The organism is Prauserella salsuginis, assembly GCF_024648885.1.
Classification (GTDB): Bacteria; Actinomycetota; Actinomycetes; order Mycobacteriales; family Pseudonocardiaceae; genus Prauserella; species Prauserella salsuginis.
Map to the genome: position 1 here is coordinate 483,159 of NZ_JANBBF010000012.1, position 23,774 is coordinate 506,932.

Consider the following 23,774-nt stretch of genomic DNA (forward strand, 5'->3'; position numbering starts at 1 on the left):
TTGCCGCTGTGACGGTTGGTGCGGTGACCGGTGGTGCCGCGGCGGATCGCCGTCGCCGGCGAGGTCACGGTGTGCACGCTGAGCGACTGCGACTGCCGGGCGGAAGTTGTCGGTGGGCACGCCTACCCTGGAGGGCGTGGCATTCGCGACCGAACACCCCGTGCTGGCGCACTCCGAGTTCCGCCCTGTCTCCGACATCCCGCGCAAGGGTGGCCGGTTCGAGGTCGTCAGCGAGTACGAGCCCGCCGGTGACCAGCCGGCCGCGATCGAGGAACTGGACCGCAGGCTGACCGCGGGCGAGAAGGACGTGGTGCTGCTCGGCGCCACCGGTACGGGCAAGTCGGCGACCACGGCGTGGCTGGTGGAGCGAGTGCAGCGGCCGACGCTGGTGCTCCAGCCGAACAAGACGCTCGCCGCGCAAATGGCCAACGAGCTGCGGGAACTGTTCCCGAACAACGCCGTCGAGTACTTCGTCAGCTACTACGACTACTACCAGCCCGAGGCGTACGTTCCGCAGACGGACACCTACATCGAGAAGGACTCGTCGATCAACGACGACGTCGAACGGCTGCGCCACTCGGCGACGATGAACCTGCTCTCGCGCCGCGACACGATCGTGGTGGCCAGTGTGTCCTGCATCTACGGTCTCGGCACACCGCAGTCGTACCTCGACCGGTCGTCACGGTTGGCGGTCGGGGAGGAGGTCGACCGCGACGTGTTCCTGCGGGCGTTGGTCGACGTCCAGTACACGCGCAACGACCTGGCTTTCGCCCGCGGCACGTTCCGCGTACGCGGTGACACCGTCGAGATCATCCCCGCCTACGAGGAACTCGCGATCCGGGTCGAGTTCTTCGGCGACGAGATCGACAGCCTCTACTACCTGCACCCGCTGACCGGTGACATCGTCAGCGAGGTCGACGAGGTGCGCATCTTCCCGGCCACGCACTACGTCGCAGGGCCCGAGCGGATGGAAAAGGCCGTGCACGCGATCGAGTCCGAACTCGAGGAGCGGCTGGCCGAGCTCGAGAAGCAGAACAAGCTCCTCGAGGCCCAGCGGCTGCGCATGCGCACGAGCTACGACATCGAGATGATGCGGCAGGTCGGATTCTGTTCCGGCATCGAGAATTACTCGCGCCACATCGACGCCCGCGCGCCCGGATCGGCGCCGGCGACGCTGATCGACTACTTCCCCGAGGACTTCCTGCTCGTGATCGACGAGTCGCACCAGACGGTGCCGCAGATCGGCGCGATGTTCGAAGGCGACATGTCCCGTAAACGCACGCTGGTCGACCACGGCTTCCGCCTGCCGAGCGCGCTCGACAACCGGCCCCTGACGTGGGAGGAGTTCGCCGACCGCATCGGCCAGACCGTGTACCTGTCGGCCACGCCCGGCCCGTACGAGATGGGCCAGGCGGGCGGCGAGTTCGTCGAGCAGGTCATCCGCCCGACCGGACTGGTCGACCCGGAGGTCGTCGTCAAGCCGACCGAGGGCCAGATCGACGACCTGGTGCACGAGATCCGCACCCGCGCCGAGAAGAACGAGCGGACACTGGTCACCACGCTCACGAAGAAGATGGCCGAGGACCTCACCGACTATCTGCTCGAACTGGGCATCCGCGTGCGTTACCTGCACTCCGAGGTCGACACGCTGCGCCGGGTCGAACTCCTGCGGCAACTGCGCTCCGGCGACTTCGACGTGCTCGTCGGCATCAATCTGCTGCGGGAGGGCCTCGACCTGCCCGAGGTGTCACTGGTGGCGATCCTCGACGCCGACAAGGAAGGTTTCCTGCGCAGCGGTACGTCCCTGGTTCAGACGATCGGCCGTGCGGCGCGGAACGTGTCCGGCCAGGTGCACATGTACGCCGACAGGGTCACCGACTCGATGCAGTACGCCATCGACGAGACGAACCGGCGACGCGAGAAGCAGGTCGCCTACAACACCGAGCGCGGTATCGACCCGCAGCCCCTGCGCAAGAAGATCGCCGACATCCTCGACCGCGTCTACACCGAGGCCGAGGACTCCGAGGAGGAGGTCGACGTCGGAGGGTCCGGCCGCAACGCCTCGCGCGGCAAGAAGCCGGAACAGGGCGACAAGGTGCGCAGCTCGGGCGTGCTCGTGGACCGCGAACCCAGTTCGATGCCCCGGGCCGAACTCGCCGACCTCATCCAGCAGATGACCGACCAGATGATGCAGGCCGCCCGCGACCTGCAGTTCGAGCTGGCGGCCCGGCTGCGTGACGAGATCTCCGAGCTGAAGAAGGAGCTCCGCGGCATGGACGCCGCCGGCCAACAGTGACCGGCGGCCGCGGGCGACCTGCGGCCGCCGGCGGTGTCAGCCCGCGCTCGGGTCGGGTTCCAACATGCCGAAGAGCGTGCCTTCCGGGTCACGGCAGTAGACGAGTCTGCCGAGCTCGGGGACGGTCTGTTCGGGACCGGCGAGCGAGCCGCCCGCCTGCTGCACCTCGCGCACCATCAGGTCCAGGTCGTCGACCTCCATCGTGAGCGAACACGTCGTCGAGGCCGCGCCGTTCTCCGGCGGAGGCCCGTCCCGCTGGACGAGAGTGCCGTCGATGCCGGCGCCACTGCCCGTGGTGATCTCCCACGACGCGTTCGGCGCCCATCTTTCGAAATGCCACTCGAAAACGGTCGTGTAGAACGTGATCGCCCGTTCGGGGTCGCTCGCGTAGACCTCGAAGTACACGGGACGAGGCATGGTGGCCTCCTTGCCGGGTGTGGGGCCGCATGCGGCGGTGACGATCCTGTTTCGGAATTGTCGGTCATTCCGGGCCGGATGTCATGCCCTCGGCGTTCGTTGCGGCCCCTCACCGGCGAGCGCGCCGGTACCCGTGCCCCGCCGACGCGCGCGCCGCGCGAAACCCGCGCCTCGCGGCCTCAGCTGGTGACGTCCTTCGTGGCGAATCTGCGCGCGGCGAGAAGTCCGAACACGGTGGCGAACAGCGTCGCCGACAGGGCGCCGGAGGCCATGCGGGTCCACTCGACGTCGGTGGCGATCAGGTCCATCCATGCGAACGAGAAGTGCGTCGGCAAGAAGTCCCGCAGATCGCCGAGCGCGGTGATCCGGTTGAGGATCTGCGACAGGATCGACACCAGCACCGCGCCGCCGACCGCGCCCAGCGGGGCGTCGGTCGAGACGCTCAGCAGCAGGGCCAGTCCCGCCACCCATGCCAGGTGGACGAGCAGGTAGGCCGTCGCCAGCGCGAGCGCGAGGAGGCTGTCCGGGAACGGAATCGAGTCGCCCGTGGGGCTGACAGCCTCGCCCGTGCCGTACCAGATCGTCCCTGCGACGAGTGCCGACACCGGCAGGAGCGCGATCGTCAACGCCGACAGCAGCGCCGCCGCGACCGCCTTCTGCCGCAGCAGCCGGTGCCGGGGCACGGGAATGGCCAGCAGGTACTTGAGGCTGGACCACGAGGACTCGCTCGCGATCGTGTCGCCGAAGTACAGCGCCACGATCATCGGCAGCAGGAACGAGCCGGACACGAACAGTGCCACGACGACGAAGTTCGGGGCGCTGGCCGTGGCCAGGTCGATGAACCCGCCCGAGCGCGGGTTGGCCTCCGCCTCGCCGATCTCGAACGCCGCGACCAGGATGAACGGCAGCAGCATGACGAACGCCAGCAGCAGCTGGGTCCGCCGCCTGCGCAGCTGTCGCCGCAGTTCCACGCCGAGCCGGAGTGTCCGTGCTGCGCGGTAGCCGGTCACGGCCCCGTCCGGTCCGAGTCCCGTGGTCGGTTCGGCACCGGCCACGTCGGTGAGCTCGTCCAGTGCGGCGGGGTCGGTGTGCACGCCGTGTTGGTCCACGGCGTGCGGGTGCGCCTCGGTTCCCGCCGCGTCCGGTGCGGCGCGTTCGACGTCGCTCATCAGCCCTCACCTTCCCCGACGAGTTGCAGGAACGCGTCTTCGAGCCGGCGGCGTGGTCCTGCCTGTTCGACCGACACGTCGCCACGCACGAGCGTTGCGACGGCCGCACTGCGCGGCAGCTCGCCGAGGTCGGCGTGCACGAGGCCGTCGGTGATCTCCACATCGGACACACCGTCGAGCCCGCGCAGGATCTCCGCGGCGCGTTCGGCGTCGTCCACGCGGAACGTCGCCTCGCCGCCCGCCGCGATGATGTCGTGGACCCCACCGGAGGCGATCAGCCTGCCACGGTGCATCACCACCACATCCGTACACGTCTGCTCGACCTCGGCCAGCAGGTGACTGGACACCACGACCGTGCGGCCGGTCGCCGCATACCGGCGCAGCACCTCGCGCATCTGGTGGATCTGGGGCGGATCGAGGCCGTTGGTGGGCTCGTCGAGCACGAGCAGCTCCGGCAGCCCGAGCATCGCCTGTGCGATGGCGAGCCGCTGGCGCATGCCCTGGCTGTAGGTGCGGACCTTGCGGTGCACCGCATCGCCCAGGCCTGCGATCTCGAGCGCTTCGTCGATGTGGGCCTTGTCGGCGGGACGGCCGGTCGCCTGCCAGAAGAGTTCGAGATTCGCCGCTCCCGACAGATGCGGCAGGAATCCGGAGCCTTCGACGAACGAGCCGATGCGCGACAGCACCGGGGCGCCCGGTGTGACGCGGTGGCCGAACACGCGGATCTCGCCCGCTGTCGGCGTGATCAGGCCCATCAACATGCGCAGCGTCGTGGTCTTGCCTGCGCCGTTGGGCCCGAGCAGACCGAGGACCTGTCCGGGCTCGACCCGGAACGACAGGTCGCTGACGGCGGTCAGTCCGCCCGGGTAGGACTTCGTCAGGCCGGAGATCACCATCGGGGTGTCGGCCAGGTCCGGGTCGACCCGGTGCGAACGCCTGCGGCGGATCCTGCCGATCACGCCGACCAGTACCGCGAGGGCGAGCGCACCGCCGATGCCCGCGAGCTGGGCGACGGGCCAGCCGGACGTCGCCGTCGTCCCCGGGACCGCCGGTACCGACAGCTCGGCGGATCGCCCGAGCGCGATGCGGAATCCTGCGGGCTGGTCAGGTGTGTTGTACGACTGGTCCGTCGTGGTGATCACGAGTTGCAGTCGGTGGTCGGTCTCGACCGGCCGGACGATGCCGGGCAGGGTGACGGTCACGTCCGTCGGTGAACCGTCGGCGGCGAGGGGCACCCTGATGGGAGACACGGCGTTGCCCGGCAGGGTGCGGGTTCCGTCGGGGCCGACGTCGTACACCTTGGCGAACAGCACCGCCTCGGACGGGGTGAAGCCGCCGCCCTGCGCGTTCGCGCCGTTCCGGTCCGTCTCATCGGGGTCGGACCGGCCGCCTCCCGAACCGTTCCGCTCGGAGTCGCCGCCGTCCTGTGCGCGATCGCCGTTGCCGGCCCCACCGTCGTTGCCGGTACCGCCGTTGTCGCCGTTGCCGCCGGTGCCGTTGTCGCCGGAGGGTGAGGACCCCGGCATCGATGCGGGCTGCGGCGTGACGGACAGGCGCACGGTCGAGGCGCCCGTGACGAGCAGCTGCTCGGTCATGGGCCGCGAGGTGAACACGGCGGCCTGACCGGGCGGATCGATCGCGAACAGGCCCGACAGCTGGGACGAGCCCGACACGATGCGGTTCAGCCCGGGGATGCCGCTCACCGACGCGGGCGTGCCGCCCGGCGGGCGGACGACGGTCTGGTCTTCGCCGACGAGGCGCACGGCTCGGCGCTGGACGTCACGGCCGTTGACGCCGGGGTAGGAGCCGGCTTCGACGTTGCGGACCGACGGGGCGCCGTCGGGCCGGATCGCACCGGTCACGTCGTAGGAGAACGGGGCCGCGGGATCGTCGCCCTCGCCCGTCAGGTGATGCCAGAGGAAATCGGCCATCAGACCGCGGAGCTGCGAGCCGGGTCCGCCGCCGTCGTGGCCGCCCGCGTACCAGACGACCGACACCTCGCCTCCCGCATCGGCGATCTGGCGGGCGTTGGCGTCGGCCTGATCGAGACCGAACAAAGTGTCGTGCTCGCCCTGCACCAGCATCGTCGGCACGGTGATGTCGTCGGCGACGGACGCGGGGGAGACGCGGTGGAGCAGGTCGAGCGTCTCGGGCTCGGCGGCCCCGTCGGTGGCCACGTCGACGTAGGCCGCGCAGACCTCGGCGCTGAACCGGCCGCAGCCTCGGTCGCCGCCGTCGGTGTTCCCTCCGGAGCCGTCTTGTGGCCGGCCCGGATCGGGAGCCTGCCCCGTGCCGTTGCCCTGGCCCGGTGCTGCGGCCGCGTCGTCGCTGTCCCCGTCGTCGCCGGGTTCGACGGCGTCGGGTCCTGCGCCCGCTGTCGTAGACGGGGCTCCCGAGCCCGCCGAGAAGAGCGTGCCGATCCAGGACCGTTTGAGCACCCCGGTACCCGTGTCCGCGCCGGGCGCGGGGGTCGCGGTCGCGAGGTCGTCGTCGGTGGCGTTGTTCGGCAGCAGCGACTGCCGTAGATCGTTGTACGTGATCGCCGGTGCGATGGCGTCCACGCGCGGGTCCGTGCCCGCCAGCAGCAGTGCCAGCGCACCGCCGTAGGAGGCACCGGTGACGCCGACACGGGGGTCGCCGTCGTCGTCGGAGACCACCTCGGGCATGCCGGCCAGGTGGTCGAGCAGCCGGGAGGCGTCGGCCACCTCGCGATCGGGAGCACCGAGTGAGATCGTGCCGGTGCTGTTGCCGAAACCGCGCGCGGACCAGGTCAGCACGACGAACCCGCGTTCGGCGAGCTCGCGGGCGTCGCGGGCGACGCTGTCCTTGTCACCGCCGAAACCGTGCGGCAGGAGCACGGCGGGTGCGGGCGTCTCCTCCGGCACGTAGACGGTGGTGTCGAGCTGCTCGCGGTCGGCCGAACCGGGCGAGGCCGCGACGTCGATCGTCGCGGCCTGCGTGCGGTAGGTGGGCGGTCGTTCGCCGTCACGGAACAGCAGGAGACCGCCGGCGGCGAGAAGCACGACGACGGCGGCCAATGCCGTCAGGCGTCGGCCGCGGCTGCGGAGAAGGCGGGACACGGTGCTCACACTATTGGGGCGGGACGTAGGCGGTTCGTCCGGGCATGCCCGGTTTCCGGGGTCGGGACTGTCATGTGTGATCGATGTTACGCGTGGGGTGACGAACCGGATGGTGGCTACAAGTAGCGCGGCGCCGCAGCGCGGGGTAAGGATGGAACGGTTGTGTTCCCCACGGAGGGGAGTATTCCGTCACGGCGACGTCGTCAGCACGGCTGCGATCCCGACGCACCCGGCGCCGCCGGCCCACGAGTCTGCCGAAGGCCTGCGGGCGGAAGAGACCTCCGGATAGCACCGTCGCGCTAACCGGAGGAAATCGTCCATGTCCGTGCCGTTCTGGCTGTGGGCCGCCACCATCGGCGGCCTGATCGTGCTGCTCGTGATCGACCTGGTGATCGTCGACCGCAAACCCCACGAGGTCACCACGGGTGAGGCGGCTCGCTGGGTGGTGTTCTACGTCTCCTGCGCCGTGGCGTTCGGCGTCGGGTTGTGGTTGTTGGCCGGGCACGGTCCCGGTGTCGAGTTCTTCACCGGTTACATCACCGAGTACTCGTTGTCGGTCGACAACCTGTTCATCTTCATGGTGATCATGTCGTCGTTCAAGGTCCCGGCGATCCATCAGCACCGGGTGCTGCTGATCGGCATCGTGATCGCGCTGGCCATGCGCAGCGTGTTCATCGCGATCGGCGCGTGGGCGATCGCGCAGGTCGTGTGGATCTTCTTCCTGTTCGGCGGGTTCCTGATCTTCACCGCGATCAACATGGTGCGGCAGAAGGACGAGGACGAGGAGTACCACGAGAACCTGGTCACGCGCCTGACCAGGAAGGCGTTCCGGGTGACCGACGACTACGAGGGGCACCACTCGATCGTCAAGCGCGATGGCAAGCGGTATCTGACGCCGATGGCACTCGTGATCGTCGCGATCGGTAGTGCGGACCTGCTCTTCGCGGTCGACTCCATCCCGGCGATCTTCGGGATCACGCAGGAGGCGTTCCTCGTCTTCACGGCCAACGCGTTCGCGCTGATGGGCTTGCGGCAGCTGTACTTCCTGCTCGGCGGCCTCGTCAGCAAACTCGTGTACCTGTCGCAGGGGTTGGCGATCATCCTGGCGTTCATCGGCGTGAAGCTCGTGCTCCACGCGCTGCACGAGTACCACGTCACGCCCGCGTGGCTGGAGATCAACAACTGGATGTCCCTCGGTGTCATCGTCGTGGTGCTGACGGTGACGACCGTGGCGAGCCTCGCGAAGGCCAAGCGCGATCCGAGCGTGGTCGGCCAGTCGGGACTGAACCTCCATGCCGCGGCGCCGGAGGAGAAGTCCGCCGATCGTGCGGTGCCGGACGACGAGCGATGAGGGCCGGAGCGATGAGGGCCGCGGTGGTGAGGTCGTGGTGATGAGGGCCGTGGTGGTGAGGGCCAGGGCTGCCAGCGCCGCGGTTCGACGGAAAAGGTCGTTAGCGCCGCTAAAGGTCAGGTAGGCTGCGCGTCGTGCGCCCTACCGATATCGAACTGCAGCAGGTCCCCGGCAGGCCCGCCCTGTCAGGGGAGCTCCTCCTCGTTTCCGTCACCCGTCCCGATGTCGCCGCGAACGCCTACGTCGGCGGACTGCACCGCGTCGGCCACGACGGGGTGACGGCCTGGACCCGTGGCGCCGACCAGAGCGGTGCGCGCCGCGACAGCGACGCCGGTCCGGACCACCGCCACGACTCCGCACCGGCGATCTCGCCGGACGGCCGTTGGGTCGCGTTCCTCCGCAGCGAGGGCGGTGACCCCGCGCAGCTGCGTGTCATGCCGGCCGCCGGTGGCGAGTCGTGGGCGTTGACCGCGTTGCCGCTTGGCGCGGGCACGCCCGTCTGGGCTCCGGATTCGCGCCGGATCGCGTTCGTCGCGCGGGTGCCGGAGGCCGGCCGGTACGGCACCGCCGACGGTGAGGGGACCCCGGAACCCGGGGAGGAAGCGCCGCGGCGGATCACGCGATACGACTACCGCATCGACAACGTCGGGTTCCTCCGCGACCGTCCGCAGCGGCTGTTCGTGATCGACGCGCTGGCCGAGGAACCGGATCTCGAACCCCAACCGCTGACCGACGACGCGGCGTCGGTGGCCGACCCGGCGTGGACTCCGGACGGCGAGACGGTGCTGGTGGCCGCGCCGCGCGAGTGGGACCGGGTCGAGACGATGCACGCCGATCTCTACGCCGTGCCCGCGGGAGGCGGGGCGCCGCGCCTGGTCGTGCGGACCGAGGGCCGGGCGGAGAACCCCGCCGTGACCGCCGACGGCACGGTCCTGTTCTACGCGGCCGCGTTCGACGGGTTCGCGCGCGCGGCGACCAACACCGGCCTCTGGTCGGCCCCGCTGGACGGATCGCATCCGCCGCGCAGGCTCACCGACGCCGAATCGGTCGACTGCGTGGCTGTCGCGGGACCGCCCGCGCCGTACGGCGACGACGTGCTCGTGGTCGTCGCCAACCGTGGTGCGGCCGAGCTGCGGCGAGTGCCGCGAACGGGGTCGGAGGCCGCGCTGGTGGAGCTTCCGGTCGTCACCGGGGAGCGGGCGGCCGTGCGGTCGTTCACGGTGGCGGGCGACCGGGTCGCAGTGGTGCAGGCCGGGCCCGAGGACGCGGGCGAGGTGCTGCTCGACGACGGTGACGGTGCGTTCACGACGCTCACGGGCTTCTCCGAACGGCTGCGCCGCCGCGCGATCCGTCCCGCCGAGGAGGTCACGGCGACCTCCGCCGACGGCTACCCGGTACACGGTTGGGTCGTCACACCCGAGGGGGACGGGCCCCATCCGGTACTGCTCGTCGTCCACGGTGGGCCGTTCGCGGCCTACGAGTGGAGCCTGTTCGACGAGGCACAGGTGTACGCCGCGGCCGGCTACACCGTCGTGTTGGGCAACCCGCGCGGCTCGGCGGGCTACGGCGAATCGCACGGCAGGGCCGTACTGCACGCGCTCGGCACCGTCGACGCCGACGACCTGTTGGCGCTGCTCGACGCCGTCCTCGAACGCCCCGACGCCGACGCCGATCGGGTCGGGGTGATGGGCGGTTCGTACGGCGGGTTCATGACCGGCTGGCTCGCCGCGCATCACGGGGAGCGGTTCCGCGCGGCGTGGAGTGAGCGTGCCGTCAACGCGTGGGACTCGTTCGCCGGAAGCTCCGACATCGGCTGGACGTTCACCGACGTCTACGTCGGCGGCGACCCGGACGAACAGCGCAAGCGCAGCCCGCTGACCTACGCGGCCGACGTCCGCATCCCGTTCGCGGTGGTGCATTCCGAACAGGACTGGCGCTGTCCACTGGAACAGGCCCAGCGGCTGTTCGTCGCCCTGAAGAAGGCGGGGGCGGAGACCGAGTTCCTGCTGTTCCCCGGCGAGGGACACGAACTGAGTCGCAGCGGCAAGCCGCGGCACCGGGTGCAGCGGTTCGAGGCCGTGCTCGACTGGTGGGCGCGCCACCTGCCGGTGCGCTGAGGCCGCCCCGACCATCTCGATCGCCTCGTCCGCGGGGACTCGCGGACGAGGCGATCGAGGACGGGACCCGTCGGGTCAGATGGTGAAGGCCAGGTTGCGCACGATCCGCCTGCCGAGTTCCGTGTCTCCGGAGTACTCCACATCGGACAGCCGGTCCTCGGCGGCCACACGGCCACCGGCGAGCCGCGCGAACAGTCCCGCTTCCAGCCGCAGCGTGGCGGTGGCCGGACCCGGGAGCTCGGGCACCACGGCGGCCCTGCCGTCGACGGCGACGTGCACGGTGCGTCGCAGCGGTCCGGTGAGCTCCAGGGTCACACCGGCTCCGTCCGGGGCAGCCGCCCGCTTACCGATGACGAAGCCGAGCGATTCGGCGAGCTCGTCGAACGACTGCTCCGCGCACGGACCGGCCTCGTGCCCCGGCAGGCCGACCGCGTCACGGACGTCCTGCTCGTGCAGCCAGGTGTCGAAGACCCGGATGCGCATGAACCGGCCGTACGTGCCGCGTCCCACCGGGGTCCACGACGGCGCGTCGAAGTCCTCCTGCGTCATCGCCCGCAGGGCCTCGCCGCGGCGGGAGACGACGTCGCGGAACCGGTCGAGCATCCGCGGTGCGTCCCAGTCCCGCATGGACTGCACCCAGCGTTCGTTGAACGCCGCGATTTCGTTGCGTACGTGGGGCAGTTCGGTCACGTCGATGTCCGGGTCCGGCGTCTGCTCGCCGAGCAGCGATGCCTCGGTGCCGATGACGTGCGCGACGACGTCGCGTACGGTCCAGCCGGGCAGTGCGCTCGTCCGGTCCCATGCCGCCGCGGGCAACGACGCCAGTAGGGCGTCCAGTGACTCCCACTGCGCGGCGAGTGCCCCGGTGATCGCGTCCTTGTCGAAGCCGGTCGTCGTGGTCACGAGGTGGTCTCCCGTTCGTCTCCGAGTTCGATGATCCGTCCTCTGTCGACGCTCACCCAGTCCCTGCCGCGCAGGTACGGGTCGAGCGCGTCGGCGATGGCCCGTTCGTCGCGGGCGGCCTTGGGCCGCTGCAACTCGTAGACGTGCGGGAACTCCAGCATGCCGGTGACGACATCCCACAGCCGCACGGCGGCGGCACCGTCGGGTGGGTCCACCAGCACCGGGCCGAACAGGCACTGCCCGTCGGGGAACAGCAGCGTGGGCACGCCGAAACCGCCCGCGTCCAGCACACGCTGGTGGTCGGCCTTGATGTCGTCGTGGGTGGACGGGTCGGCGAGCGCCTCGTTCAGCAGTGCGGCGTCCGCGCCGATCTCGGTGAGCAGCCGCCGCGCCGTGTCCGGCTCGTGCGGTGTGCCGCCGTCCAGGTGGAGCTCCCGGCCGATCCTCGCGTACCAGGCGTCGAGCAGCGCGGCGTCGCGGCGGCGCAGCAGTGCGGCGATGCGCATCAGGGACCAGCCGTACGACCACGACCGTTCCCACGGGTGTTTCTTGCCCTCGAACCGGTTGATCTCTTCCAGGCTGAAGAACCGCCAGTTGACCGTCAGTCCGGTGTGTGCGCGGACCTCCCGGATCCAGCGTGAGGTGTGGTAGGCGAACGGGCACATCGGGTCGAAGTGGAAGTCCACCTCGGACCGCTCGGACTGCACTGTCATACCGCCCCTTCTCGCAGATGCACGTCGATGAGGTCGTGCAGCGTCGTGGCGACGTCGGCCGCGGAGTGACCGCCGACCTTCGCCAGCAGGATCTGGCCCTGGGTGTGGGCGAGCAGGGAGTGCGCCAGCCGGTCGGGGTCCACCCCGTCGCGCAGTGCGCCGTCCTGCTGTGCCCGGTGGCAGATCACGGCGAACTCGCGCTCCCATCGTGCGAAAGCCGAGGCCAGGTGGTCGCGCAACGCGTCGTCGACGGTGGACAACTCGGCGGCGAGGTTGCCGAATGGGCAGCCGACCACCCTGCCGAAGGTGGACTCGAAACGGGCCTGGATGGCTCCCACGGCGTCGGCGACCCCGTGGAGCCGCGCCGCCGCTGACTCGCCGGAGGTGGCCGCGAGCCGGTCGATCAGCGCGTCGGTGTGGAGGTCCACGACGGCCTTCGCCAGCTCGGCCTTCGAGGGGAAGAAGTGGTAGAAGCTGCCTTTGCGCACGTCGGCCGCGGTGCACACGTCGTCCACGCTCACCGAGCCGTAGCTGCGGGACAGCAGCAGCCGGGCGGACGTGCGAACGATCCGCTCGCGGGTGTCGCCGGTCCGTCCCATGGCGAGACCGTAGCGCTAGTTGACCGGTCGGTCAACGGAAATGCCATGGAGGCCGGACGCGAGCGGCGCTGCGCTCGGCGGTTCCGGTGGATGCGGTGATGCGGTGGCGCGGGAGGCTCAGTCGAGGAGGACGTAGCCGAGTTCGCGGCACACCCGCGCCAGCGGTACGTCCAGCCCCGGGTGATCGAGTCCCAGCAGGATGTCGGGTGACGCCGGCAGAGCCGAGCTTGCCGGGGGATCCCAGAGGCACACCGCGGGTTCGCCGCCGTCCATCGACGAGCGGTACCAGAGCCCGTCGAGGTCGGGCAGTTCGGCGCGGACCGCCCGTGCCCACGCCTGGGTGACCTTCTTCGGTCCGCTGGAGATCTCCTGGGACGCGCCGACCCGCGTGGGCCACAGGCCGGACAGGTCGAGCAGGTGCAGCGTGCGGGACGGCCGGACGACGACGAGGTGAGGTCCTCGCGTCCTGCGGTCCACTGTGGACGTCGTCTGGAAGACCTCGGCGATGCTCGTGCGCACCGACAGTCCGAAGTAGAGGACGCCGTGGTCGGGCCGGTGCTCCGGCGTTTCCGCGACGGGGTGCGGATCGAACCGGGCGTGGGCGATCGGCCCCGTGCGGCGGAACGTGTCCCAGCGTTGGGGATGGTTGCCACGTGCCGCGAAGACGCGCACGAGCCGTGTGGCCGGATGGACCGCGACGATGTCCTCGTTCCGGCGGAGGTGCTCGCGGAGGACCTCGCCCGGGGGAGGCAGGGGTAACCGTGCCATGACTGTGCCGACGTGCTCCTCGGTGCGCGGTCGGGGGATGGATGCGGTCGGGAACGGGGCGTAGCCCGACAGGGCTCAGGCGGGCGTTCCGAGGGTAGCGGCCAGTTCGGCGACGCGCGCGGGGTCACCGCCTGCGAGTAGCCAGTCGCGGGGTGTCGCGGGCGTGTCCCCGATGAGCAGGTCGGGCTGTGGCGTGGTCATGAACCCGGCGACGGCCAGCGCGGGCTGGTCGTCGGGGACGGCGCGCAGCACGACGTCGAGGCCGGGTACGGCGCCGTCGGTGGTGAACTGCCATGCGGGCAGTCGCCATCCGCCGTGTCCCTTCCAGCCGGCCAGGCGGTGCTGCTTGAGGCGGTGGCGGACGCGGCTGTCGTCGACGCCGAGCCGTGCGGCCGTCTCGGTGACGGTCAGCGCGGAGTCGGCGAACACCGCCTGTGTGGCGACGGCGTTGGCGCGCGGATCCGGTTCGGCCGCGCCGGCGGCCGACAGGTCGAGGCCCACGTCGGTGAGGACGTCGCGTTGTGCGGCCGAGAAGAAGTGTGCCGGGTCCGGGTCGCCGGGGGACAGGCGTCGTGCGGCCTGCTCGACGAGCGCCAGGAACTCGGTGGCGTCCACCTTGAGTCCGGTGCGGGCGAGCACGTCCTCCAAGGCTGTCGTCGCGCTGGTCATGCGCCCAGGTTAACACGCGCGTGCGCATTCGTGCGCTCGAAAAGGAGGCGAGTCCGGTGGACAGAGTATGCCTACGCAGTTATATTACTGAGGTGGCAAATACGTTCGAAGTGCTCGCGGAGCCACGGCGACGGGAGATCCTGGACCTGCTGCGTGGGAGCGAATGCCTGGTCGGTGAGCTGGCGGGGCGGCTCGACCTGACGCAGCCTGCCGTGTCGAAACACCTGCGCGTGCTGCGGGAGGCCGGATTGGTCTCCGTGCGGCAGGACGCGCAACGACGCTGGTACCGGCTGCGGCCGCAGCCGCTCGCGGAGATCGACGCCTGGCTCGAGCCGTACCGCAGGCTGTGGTCCGACAGTCTCGACGCGCTCGAACGCCACCTCGACGAGATGCCGGACCACCCCGAGACGGAGGAGTAGACGTGACCGACACCCAACGGCGCATCGACGGTGGCTGGCAGCTGCGGTTCGAACGCCGGTACGCCCACCCGCCCGCCAAGGTGTGGCGAGCGCTGACCGACCCCGAGCATCTCAGCGCCTGGTATCCGTTCCCGGTCGCCGAACTCGACCTGCGGGTCGGCGGCATCATCCGGTTCCGCGAACCGGACGGCACCCCGACCGACCTCCACGCCGAGATCACCGAGTTGGAGCCGCATCGCCGCCTGGTCTTCACCGAGTTCGACGAGGAGACCGGTGAGCACCGGCTGCGGCTGACGCTGGAGCCGGACGGCAGCGGCTGTGTGCTGACGTTCGAGCACACGTTCGCGGACAATCCGTGGGCCGAGCAGACCTTCACCGGTTGGCAGGGCTGCCTCGACGCGCTGCAGGCCACGGTGCGCCGGATCGACCTCGGAGCGCTTGACGACATCGACGGCAGGCCCGTGCTGCGGTTCGAGCGCAGCCTGGCCCACCCTCCGGAACGCGTGTGGCGTGCCCTCACCGACCCTGCCGAGGTGGCGCAGTGGTTCCCGGTGGGCGTTGACACCGTCCCCGAAGTCGACACCGTCCCCGAAGTCGGCGCACCGATGCGGTTCACCACGGACATGCGCGGGGAGTTCGCGGAGGGGCAGGTCCTCGAATGCGAGCCGCCGAAGGTCTACGCCTTCCGTTGGGCGCGGTCGGTGTTGCGGTTCGAGCTCGTGGCCGAGGCCGGTGGCTGCCTGCTGCGGTTCAGTCACACGCTCAACGGCACCGACACCACGGGAGATCGGCCGTCGGTGGCACGGCAGGGCCCCGGCTGGGAACAGTGCCTCGACGGGCTCGCCGCCGTGCTCGACGGCACCGCGCCGCCGGACCGCGACAGGCTGTGGTTCCTGGGCCGCGCGGAGACTTACGTCGAGGAGTACCGCCTCGCCGACGGCACGTGGTCGCGCAACGGGGACACCGTCGAGATGCGTGTCGAACGCGATCTCGTGCAGAACCCGGAGGTGGTGTGGTCCACGCTCACCGAGGGGGACCCGCCGGTGGTCGGCGCAGCGGCGCCGGTGCGCTTCACCCACGGCTACCTGGAGCCCGGCGCGGTGACCGGTGTCGAGCAGGGCCGGGCTGTCGACTACGCCGTGGCGGGTGGTGCCGTCCGATTCGAGTTGCGCGACCAGGAGCCGATCGGCACGCGGCTCGTCGTCACGCAGACCCTGCCGCTCTCGGCCGATGCGGCGCTCGCGCTCGCGGCCTGGCACACGCACCTGGAGCTGCTGTTCGCCGCGCTGCACGGCGACGTGCGCTGCCCGTGGCCGGAGGAACGGACCGAACAGCTGCGCCGCCGGTACACCGAACGGGACGGACGGCAGGCTTCGGCAGGGGAGTAGGCCCGCCGGTCGCCCGGTCCCGCGTCGGGCGCAGCGCTCGCGGTGCTGAACGCAGGACACGCGGTGGGCCGGCGGATCTCCGTCCACCGGCCCACCGCGCTGCAGCACTCGTTACGCCCCCGCCTCCCGGAGGAGGATGTCGACCGCCTGGTCGTTGCGCTCGGTCTCCGGCGCGATGTCCTCGTCGTCGGGGTAGAACCCGTCGAGTCCGAAGCCGTCGGCCGGGTACATCTCGAACGTGAAGCTCAGGATCCGGTGCTCGCCCCACATCCAGCCGTTGACGTCGCCGTCGGTGACGTAGAGATCGCTCGACTGCTGCGGGGTGTAGCCGTTGCTGTCGGCCAACTCCCGGCCCACGTCCTGGAACCGCTGTGCCTGCTGTTCGGTCATGTCCTCGGTGACGTCGTCGGTGGTGTGCCCGAACGGCCACAGCACCAGCTCACCGTAGGTGTGGAAGTCGATGTGTCCCTCGAGCTGTTGCTCGCCTCCGACGACGCGGGAGTTCACGAAGTCGCGCACCGCCGCCGTCTCGGGCGCGGAGAACCCGGACTCGCCGCGGTAGGTGTCGGAAGCCGGATCACCGCTGGATCCGTCGCAGCAGCCCCACTTGTAACCCCAGTTGCGGTTCAGATCGGTGCCCTGGCCCTGCCGGTTCTTCCGCCAGCCCTGGTATTGGCCGCCTTCGATGTCGTGCTCGGAGCCGTCCGGGTTGACCGTCGGGATCACGTAGATCTCGCGGCTGTCGACGAAGTCGGTGACGGTTTGGTCGGTGCCGTAGCCGTCGGTGAAGCGCTCGACGATGCGCAGGCACATCTCTGTGGTCAGGTGTTCGCGGGCGTGCTGGTTGCAGGTGAACAGCACTTCGGGTTCGTCGGAGTCCTGCGCTGCGTCGGCGCTGATCTTCATGAGCGGGATCGTGCGGCCCTCGTGGCTGCTGCCGACGTCGGAGAGCTGTGTGATGTCCGGGTGGTCGGCCGCAGCGTTCTCGAGCAGCGTGGTCAGTTCGGAGTAGGTGTGGAATCCCTCGTCGCCCTCGGGGAACTCGTCCGCGGCGGCCCTCGCCTCCGACGGGTCGGGATTGCGTTCGGCGAGCATCGCGTCGAAGTCGCCGATCGTGGTGAGGTCGACCCCCGCACCGCGCAGCTGCGAGGCCTGCGCCGGGTCGGCGACGACGGTGAGCGTGTCGCCGCGGGAGCCGAGGACGTCGACGCCCGACCGGGAGATCGCACCCCGGTCGGCTGCGTCGGGGGTGATCTCGTAGACGCCGCGGTCGGGGGCCGTCGCGCCCTCATCCGTCGCCGGGCCCTGGGCACCCGCGGGTGCCGCCGTGGCGAGCAGTAACAACAGTCCGGTGGTCACGCTGAGTGTCCGACGTGTGATCCGCATGTGATCAGGCTGGTCGCGGACTCACGGGCCGACAACCAACCTAAGTCGCGCGTCGTTCCCATCGGGCGCGCCGCGGATGTCTTGACCTCCAGGGCGCTCGAGGTTGCACGCTGGACTCGGGCCGCCCGGCCGATCGGCCGGAACTCCGGACCGCCGCGCCAGTCGAATCACCCCGCTCGGCCGCACGATCGGATGACTGGGCAGCCCGGGGAGCGGCCAGACAGAGCCGCCTACAAGACAGAGCCACCCGAGTCACCTACCAAGGGGAGCGTCATGACGGAAACGGTCGGACGGGAGATCTTCGAGAGCGCCTACGCCGAGGGGACGCCGGACTGGGTGATCGGCCAGGCGCAGCCCGCGGTCGTCGAGCTGGAACAGGCGGGGCGGATCACCGGCCGGGTGCTCGACGCGGGCTGCGGCGCCGGAGAACACACGATCCACCTGGCCGAACGCGGCCACGACGTGCTGGGCATCGACTTCTCCGACGGGGCGATCGCGTTGGCCCGTCGCATCGCGGCCGAACGCGGCGTGGCGGCCACGTTCCGGGTGGCCGACGCACTCGCCCTCGGCGACGGCGCGGCAGGAGGGGACCTCGGCGCGCCGTTCGACACCGTCGTCGACAGCGCCCTGTTCCACGTCTTCGGAGCCGCCGACCGGCGTCGTTACGCGGACGCGCTGCACCGGGTCACGCGGACGAGCGCGACGGTGCACCTGGTCGCGCTCGCCGAGACCGAGGAGCCGGGTTTCGGTCCGAGGATCAGCGATTCGGCGATCCGGGAGGCGTTCACCGACGGGTGGACGGTCGACGAGCTGACGGCTCACCGGTATCGCGCGGTGGCTCATTCCCAGGAACACGCGGACGGGCTCGGCGTCCGGCCGGGCGAGTTGGTGGATCTGCCCGCGTGGCTGGCACGCATCCGCCGCCACTGAGGTCTCACCAGCAGCGGCGGTTCACCAGCCCCGGTCGCGCCACTCCGCCAGCTTCGGACGTTCGGCCCCGAGCGTGGAATCGTCGCCGTGGCCGGGGTAGAACCACGTCTCGCCCGGCAGCTCGCCGAACACCCGCGTCTCGACGTCGTCCAGCAGCGAGCGGAACTCCTCCTCGGAGTTCGTCTTGCCCACCCCGCCCGGGAACAGCGAGTCACCGGTGAACAGGTGCGGGCCGCCGGTCGGATCGCGGTACAGCAGTGCGATCGAGCCCGGGGTGTGCCCGCGCAGGTGGATCACCTCGAGGGTGGAGTCCCCGACCGAAACCGTGTCCCCGTGCTCAACCAGGTGGTCCGGAGGCACGGGCAGCGGATCGGCGTCGGCGGGGTGCGCCGCGGTGTAGGCCCCGTTCGCGCCCGCCACCGCGCCGAGTGCCTGCCAGTGATCGGGGTGCTGATGCGTCGTGACGATCGTGCGCAGCGTCGGCCGGTCCTCGGCGTGGCCGATCAGATCCGAGATGCGCTCGGGGTCGTTGGCTGCGTCGACCAGCAGTGCCTCGTTCGTCGCCCGGCACACCAACAGGTAAGCGTTGTTGTCCATCGGGCCGACCGACAGTTTCGTGATGGTCAGCGCATCGAGGGTGCGGCGGGCGGCGTCCCCGCCCGGCTCGACGTGACCGGTGTAGGACTCGACGACGTTCACGCTCCACACCGTATTACGTGCCCCGGGGCGGAGGCGACGGGCACCGTCGCTACAGTCCCAGGTCCGGACCAGGCTGCACCGACGGGCGGGCGGCGATGTCGGAGGGGGAGCGACGTGACCTCAGCGGCACCGGACCGGGGCGCCACCACGAACCGGCGTATGAGCTGGGACGTCATCCGGGTCGTCGCGATCACCTTCGTCGTGGCCGGGCATGTCACCGGTGGAGCCGCGCTGATCCCCGACATCGAGGCGTACCCGGTGTCGCTGCGGCTGCCGTTCGGCACGTTCACCCTGCTCGTGCTGTCGGGCTACTTCATGGGGCCGACCGTGCGGAAACTGAGCGCGGGCCGGTGGCTGCAGTCCCGGTTGGCGCGCATCCTGCCGGCCTACATGGTCGCGATGTTGGTCACGTTCCTCGTGTTGCGGATCGTCGCGCCGATCTTCAACGGCGAGGAGGAGGGCCCCTGGTACCTGCCGGGGGCGGGCGATCTGGTGCGGAACCTGCTGCTCGTGCACGAGTGGACGGGGAACATGCACCGCAGGATCGACGCGTCGTACTGGACGCTGCCGGTGCAGGTCGCGGCGTTCGGCGCGGCGGCTGCGCTGTGCTGGTACTGGCGCCGCCACGGGGCGCACCGGTTCCGGCCCGCGGTCGCGGTGTGGGGTGTGATCGCGGTGTCCGCAGTCTCGCCGGTGCTGAGCGGGATCGCCAGGGTCGTGCCGACGGCGACCGGACTGTACTTCGCGCACCTGTTCGCGGCCGGTGCGGCGATCTGGCTGTGGTCGCAGCGCCGGCTCGCCGGGCCGAACCTCGCCGCGATGCTGGCCGCGGTTCTGGGGCTCCAGCTGTTCCGATCGAGTGAGCCGCAGTGGCTGATCGTCACCTGCCTCGGGGTGATGCTCGGGCTGATGTGTCTGGCGGCACGGGGGCCGGACTGGGACCGGGTGCTGGGGCTGCTGCGGAGGCCGATCTCGTGGCTGGCCGGGATCAGCTTCGGCATCTACCTCGTGCACCAGAAGCTCGGTTATGTCGTCGCGCGGGTGCTCACCGGCATGGAGATCGAGCCGTGGTGGCTCCGGATGGGCCTGGTGCTGACGGCGATCGTACTGGCGGCGTGGGCGCTGACCGTTCTCGTCGAACGTCCGCTGTACCGGTTGCTGGGGCCGTCGAAGAGGCGGCAGGCCGAAACCCGCCCGGACGTCGGCACCGGCCGCGCGGGCCGGGATGTGGCCACCGCGGCGGACGCCGGCGAGGGTTCCGGGCCCGGCGAGGCCGCCGTCCCCACCCGCGGGTGAGCCGCGCCGCGCGACGGCGGCGCCGATTCTGTCGGGGGGCCGACCTAGCATGGAGAGCGCCGGGGCCCGCGTTCTGCTCGCCCCGTGTCCGACCTCGCGTCACGCGGGCCCTGTCGCGGCCCGCACCGCCATGCACCAGTGAAGGGACCATCGCCGGTGGCTGACAGTCTTGTAATCCGCGGCGCCCGCGAGCACAACCTGCGCGGGATCGACATCGACCTGCCGCGCGACAGCCTCATCGTGTTCACGGGACTGTCCGGATCGGGCAAGTCGAGCCTGGCGTTCGACACGATCTTCGCGGAGGGGCAGCGGCGTTACGTCGAATCGCTGTCGGCCTACGCACGGCAGTTCCTCGGCCAGATGGACAAGCCCGACGTCGACTTCATCGAGGGCCTCTCGCCCGCGGTGTCGATCGACCAGAAGTCCACGTCGCGGAACCCGCGCTCGACGGTCGGCACGATCACCGAGGTCTACGACTACCTGCGGCTGCTGTACGCGCGGGCGGGCAAGGCGCACTGCCCGCAGTGCGGCGAGGCGATCAGCAAGCAGACCCCGCAGCAGATCGTCGACCAGGTACTGGACATGGAGGCCGACGTGCGCTTCCAGGTCCTCGCGCCGGTGGTCCGCGGCCGCAAGGGCGAGTACGTGGACCTGTTCTCCAACCTCCAGCAGCAGGGCTACGCGCGGGCCCGCGTGGACGGCACGGTGTACTCGCTGACCGAGCCGCCGAAGCTGAAGAAGCAGGAGAAGCACGACATCGGCGTCGTCGTCGACCGGCTCAAGGTCAAGCCGAGCGCCAAGCAGCGGCTCACCGACTCGGTCGAGACCGCGCTGCGCCTGGCCGACGGGCTCGTCGAGCTGGAGTTCGTCGATCTGCCGGAGGACGATCCGCACCGCATCCGCGGCTTCTCCGAGAACCTCGCGTGCCCGAACGGGCACGCCCTCACGGTCGAGGACCTCGAACCCCGGTCGTTCTCCTTCAACTCGCCCTACGGTGCCTGCCCGGACTGCACGGGCATCGGCATCCGCAAGGAGGTCGACCCGGAACTGATCGTCCCTGACGAGGACCTCGCACTCGGCGACGGCGCGGTCCAGCCGTGGAGCGGCGGGCAGAGCGCCGACTACTTCGAACGGCTGCTGACGTCGCTGTCGGAGGCGATGGGCTTCCGCATGGACACGCCGTGGCGCAAGCTACCGGCCAAGGTGCAGAAGGCCGTGCTCTACGGCGTCGACGAACAGGTCCACGTGCAGTACCGCAACCGGTACGGCAGGCGGCGCAGCTACTACGCGAACTTCGAAGGTGTCATCCCGTTCCTGGAACGGCGACACGAACAGACCGAGTCCGAGCACACGCGGGAGCGTTACGAGGGCTACATGCGCGAGGTGCCGTGCCCGTCGTGCCAGGGCACGCGCCTCAAACCGGAGATCCTCGCCGTCACCCTCGAACACGGCGACTACGGCGAGCGGTCGATCGCCGACGTCTGCGCCCTGTCGGTGTCCGAGGCCTCGGAATTCCTCGACGGGCTCGTGCTCGGCGAGCGGCAGGCGATGATCGCCGGAGCGGTGCTCAAGGAGATCCAGGCCCGGCTGCACTTCCTGCTCGACGTCGGACTCGACTACCTCTCGCTCGACCGCGGCGCGGGCACCCTGTCCGGCGGCGAGGCGCAGCGCATCCGGCTGGCCACGCAGATCGGCTCCGGCCTCGTCGGCGTGCTGTATGTGCTGGACGAGCCGTCCATCGGCCTGCACCAGCGGGACAACCAGCGACTGATCGACACGCTCAGCAGGCTGCGCGACCTGGGCAACACGCTCATCGTCGTCGAGCACGACGAGGACACCATCAAGGCCAGCGACTGGGTCGTCGACATCGGCCCCGGCGCCGGCGAGCACGGTGGGCGGGTCGTGCACAGCGGGCCGTACTCGAAGCTGGTGAAGAGCAAGAAGTCCGTCACCGGTGATTACCTGGCCGGCCGCAAGGAGATCCCGGTGCCGGACATCCGGCGGCCGGTGAACAAGAAGCGCCAGCTGACGGTCGTGGGCGCGCGCGAGCACAACCTGCGCAGCATCGACGTCTCGTTCCCGCTCGGCACGATGATCTCCGTGACGGGGGTGTCCGGTTCCGGCAAGTCGACGCTCGTGAACGAGATCCTCGCGACCGTGCTGGCGAACAAGCTCAACAACGCCCGCCAGGTGCCGGGCAGGCACACCCGTGTCAACGGGATGGCGAACGTGGACAAGCTCGTGCGCGTGGACCAGTCGCCGATCGGCCGTACCCCGCGTTCCAATCCGGCGACCTACACGGGCGTGTGGGACCGGCTGCGCAAGCTGTTCGCCGAGACGACCGAGGCCAAGGTGCGCGGCTACCAGGCGGGCCGGTTCTCGTTCAACGTCAAGGGCGGCCGCTGCGAGGCGTGCGCGGGCGACGGCACCCTGAAGATCGAGATGAACTTCCTGCCGGACGTCTACGTCCCGTGCGAGGTGTGCAAGGGCGCCCGGTACAACCGCGAGACCCTCGAGGTGCACTACAAGGGCAAGACGGTGGCCGAGGTCCTCGACATGCCGATCGAGGAGGCCGCGGAGTTCTTCGAGCCGATCAAGCCCATCCACCGGTACCTGTCGACGCTGGTCGACGTCGGGCTGGGATACGTGCGGCTCGGCCAGCCCGCGCCGACGCTGTCGGGCGGTGAGGCCCAGCGTGTCAAGCTCGCCAGCGAGCTGCAGAAGCGTTCCACCGGGCAGACGGTCTACATCCTCGACGAGCCGACGACCGGTCTGCACTTCGAGGACATCCGCCGGTTGCTGGACGTGGTGCAGGGCCTGGTGGACAAGGGCAACACGGTGATCGTCATCGAGCACAACCTCGACGTCATCAAGACCTCGGACTGGGTCATCGACATGGGGCCCGAAGGCGGCAGCGGCGGCGGAACCCTCGTCGCGGAGGGCACCCCCGAGGACGTGGCGGCCAACCCGGACAGCTACACGGGCCGGTTCCTCAAGCCGTACCTCGACCGCTGACCGGCCGGCCCGCCGACGGATCGGGTCACACCGGTCATCGCCGGACGCGAGTGTCGCGCTGCTGGGCCACCACGCGGATTGCTGGGACACTACGGGGCGTGTCGCTGAACCGCTATCAGTTCCGAACCTCGTGGTTGGTGCCGTCCCCGTCGCACGCCGTGTTCGCGGCGCTCGTCGACCTCGCCGGATACCCGGAGTGGTGGCCGGACGTGCGGTCGGTGACCAAAGTGGATGACGACACGGCCGAACTGGTCTGCCGCGCGAGCCTGCCGTTGGCGTTGCGGTTGCGCATGACGCGGGTCGAGGAGAACGAGTCCGCCGGCCGGGTGGCTGTGGCACTGTCGGGCGATCTCGAGGGCACGCTGACCGGACGGCTGGAACCGGGCGGCTGCGGTACACGCCTGGACATCCGGCAGCAGGTCGTGGCGCGGAAACCGGTGCTGCGGACGCTGTCGCCGGTGGCCCATCCGGTGTTCCGGCTCAACCACGCGCTGATGATGCGCCGCGGCCTCCGTGGCCTGCGTGCGTACCTGACGGCGACCACGACCTGACGCCACGC

At 70.3% G+C, this 23,774-nt stretch carries 19 protein-coding genes; 9 read left to right on the top strand and 10 right to left on the bottom strand.

What is annotated here, in order from left to right:
• Positions 1–136: 136 nt before the first annotated feature.
• Positions 137–2,296, top strand: coding sequence for an excinuclease ABC subunit UvrB (uvrB, locus tag LY40_RS20090; protein ID WP_308216708.1), 2,160 nt, complete (start codon positions 137–139; stop codon positions 2,294–2,296).
• A gap of 36 nt (positions 2,297–2,332) precedes the next feature.
• Here the strand turns inward: uvrB and LY40_RS20095 are convergent, their stop codons facing one another.
• From LY40_RS20095 to LY40_RS20105, 3 genes are all read right to left on the bottom strand, one after another.
• Positions 2,333–2,713, bottom strand: coding sequence for a VOC family protein (locus LY40_RS20095; protein WP_183786586.1), 381 nt, complete (start codon positions 2,711–2,713; stop codon positions 2,333–2,335).
• A gap of 179 nt (positions 2,714–2,892) precedes the next feature.
• Entirely contained in the window at positions 2,893–3,882 is a 990-nt protein-coding gene (locus LY40_RS20100; RefSeq protein ID WP_258937817.1) for a DUF2705 family protein, read from the bottom strand.
• A complete protein-coding gene (locus LY40_RS20105) occupies positions 3,882–6,971 on the bottom strand; it encodes an alpha/beta fold hydrolase (RefSeq protein ID WP_258937818.1) in 3,090 nt (1,029 codons plus the stop codon). Before LY40_RS20105 ends, LY40_RS20100 begins: the two co-directional genes overlap by 1 nt.
• Positions 6,972–7,281: 310 nt before the next feature.
• Here LY40_RS20105 and LY40_RS20110 point away from each other — a divergent pair, with 310 nt between their 5' ends.
• Together LY40_RS20110 and LY40_RS20115 are read left to right on the top strand one after the other, a co-directional pair.
• Entirely contained in the window at positions 7,282–8,313 is a 1,032-nt protein-coding gene (locus tag LY40_RS20110) for a TerC family protein (protein ID WP_183786584.1), read from the top strand.
• A gap of 134 nt (positions 8,314–8,447) precedes the next feature.
• Entirely contained in the window at positions 8,448–10,430 is a 1,983-nt protein-coding gene (locus LY40_RS20115; RefSeq protein WP_258937819.1) for a S9 family peptidase, read from the top strand.
• Between the two features lie 75 nt (positions 10,431–10,505).
• Here the strand turns inward: LY40_RS20115 and LY40_RS20120 are convergent, their stop codons facing one another.
• The 5 genes from LY40_RS20120 to LY40_RS20140 all read right to left on the bottom strand — a co-directional run bounded on the left by LY40_RS20120 (position 10,506) and on the right by LY40_RS20140 (position 14,082).
• A complete protein-coding gene (locus LY40_RS20120; protein WP_258937820.1) occupies positions 10,506–11,333 on the bottom strand; it encodes a maleylpyruvate isomerase family mycothiol-dependent enzyme in 828 nt (275 codons plus the stop codon).
• Positions 11,330–12,046: a mycothiol-dependent nitroreductase Rv2466c family protein gene (locus LY40_RS20125; RefSeq protein ID WP_258937821.1), complete on the bottom strand. Its 717-nt coding sequence runs from the start codon at positions 12,044–12,046 to the stop codon at positions 11,330–11,332. The genes LY40_RS20120 and LY40_RS20125 overlap by 4 nt, the downstream gene beginning before the upstream one ends.
• On the bottom strand, positions 12,043–12,645 hold the full coding sequence (locus LY40_RS20130) for a TetR/AcrR family transcriptional regulator (RefSeq protein ID WP_183786580.1): 603 nt from the start codon (positions 12,643–12,645) through the stop codon (positions 12,043–12,045). The genes LY40_RS20125 and LY40_RS20130 overlap by 4 nt, the downstream gene beginning before the upstream one ends.
• Before the next feature lie 117 nt (positions 12,646–12,762).
• Positions 12,763–13,413, bottom strand: coding sequence for an RES family NAD+ phosphorylase (locus LY40_RS20135; RefSeq protein ID WP_258937822.1), 651 nt, complete (start codon positions 13,411–13,413; stop codon positions 12,763–12,765).
• Positions 13,414–13,488: 75 nt separating this feature from the next.
• On the bottom strand, positions 13,489–14,082 hold the full coding sequence (locus LY40_RS20140; protein WP_258937823.1) for a helix-turn-helix domain-containing protein: 594 nt from the start codon (positions 14,080–14,082) through the stop codon (positions 13,489–13,491).
• Positions 14,083–14,174: 92 nt separating this feature from the next.
• Here LY40_RS20140 and LY40_RS20145 point away from each other — a divergent pair, with 92 nt between their 5' ends.
• Both LY40_RS20145 and LY40_RS20150 read left to right on the top strand, forming a co-directional pair.
• Positions 14,175–14,501: an ArsR/SmtB family transcription factor gene (locus tag LY40_RS20145; protein ID WP_183786577.1), complete on the top strand. Its 327-nt coding sequence runs from the start codon at positions 14,175–14,177 to the stop codon at positions 14,499–14,501.
• A gap of 2 nt (positions 14,502–14,503) precedes the next feature.
• The gene (locus LY40_RS20150; protein WP_258937824.1) at positions 14,504–15,889 is read left to right on the top strand and encodes an SRPBCC family protein; all 1,386 of its coding nucleotides are present in this window, start codon (positions 14,504–14,506) and stop codon (positions 15,887–15,889) included.
• A 111-nt stretch (positions 15,890–16,000) separates the two neighbouring features.
• Here the strand turns inward: LY40_RS20150 and LY40_RS20155 are convergent, their stop codons facing one another.
• A complete protein-coding gene (locus LY40_RS20155) occupies positions 16,001–17,275 on the bottom strand; it encodes a M14 family metallopeptidase (RefSeq protein ID WP_183786576.1) in 1,275 nt (424 codons plus the stop codon).
• 273 nt (positions 17,276–17,548) lie between these two features.
• Between LY40_RS20155 and LY40_RS20160 the strand changes: the two genes are divergently transcribed.
• Entirely contained in the window at positions 17,549–18,205 is a 657-nt protein-coding gene (locus LY40_RS20160) for an SAM-dependent methyltransferase (protein WP_258937825.1), read from the top strand.
• Between the two features lie 21 nt (positions 18,206–18,226).
• On the opposite strand, the gene LY40_RS20165 is transcribed toward LY40_RS20160, so the two are convergent.
• Positions 18,227–18,904 (bottom strand): MBL fold metallo-hydrolase, encoded by a 678-nt coding sequence (locus LY40_RS20165; protein ID WP_258937826.1) that lies wholly within the window; start codon positions 18,902–18,904, stop codon positions 18,227–18,229.
• A 114-nt stretch (positions 18,905–19,018) separates the two neighbouring features.
• On the opposite strand from LY40_RS20165, the gene LY40_RS20170 reads away from it, so the two are divergent.
• The 3 genes from LY40_RS20170 (at position 19,019) to LY40_RS20180 (ending at position 23,766) form a co-directional block, all read left to right on the top strand.
• Positions 19,019–20,200, top strand: coding sequence for an acyltransferase family protein (locus LY40_RS20170; RefSeq protein WP_258937827.1), 1,182 nt, complete (start codon positions 19,019–19,021; stop codon positions 20,198–20,200).
• A gap of 156 nt (positions 20,201–20,356) precedes the next feature.
• Positions 20,357–23,215, top strand: a complete 2,859-nt coding sequence (uvrA, locus tag LY40_RS20175; protein ID WP_183786573.1) for an excinuclease ABC subunit UvrA — start codon at positions 20,357–20,359, stop codon at positions 23,213–23,215.
• A gap of 98 nt (positions 23,216–23,313) precedes the next feature.
• Entirely contained in the window at positions 23,314–23,766 is a 453-nt protein-coding gene (locus tag LY40_RS20180; RefSeq protein ID WP_183786572.1) for an SRPBCC family protein, read from the top strand.
• The last annotated feature ends 8 nt before the right edge of the window (positions 23,767–23,774 follow it).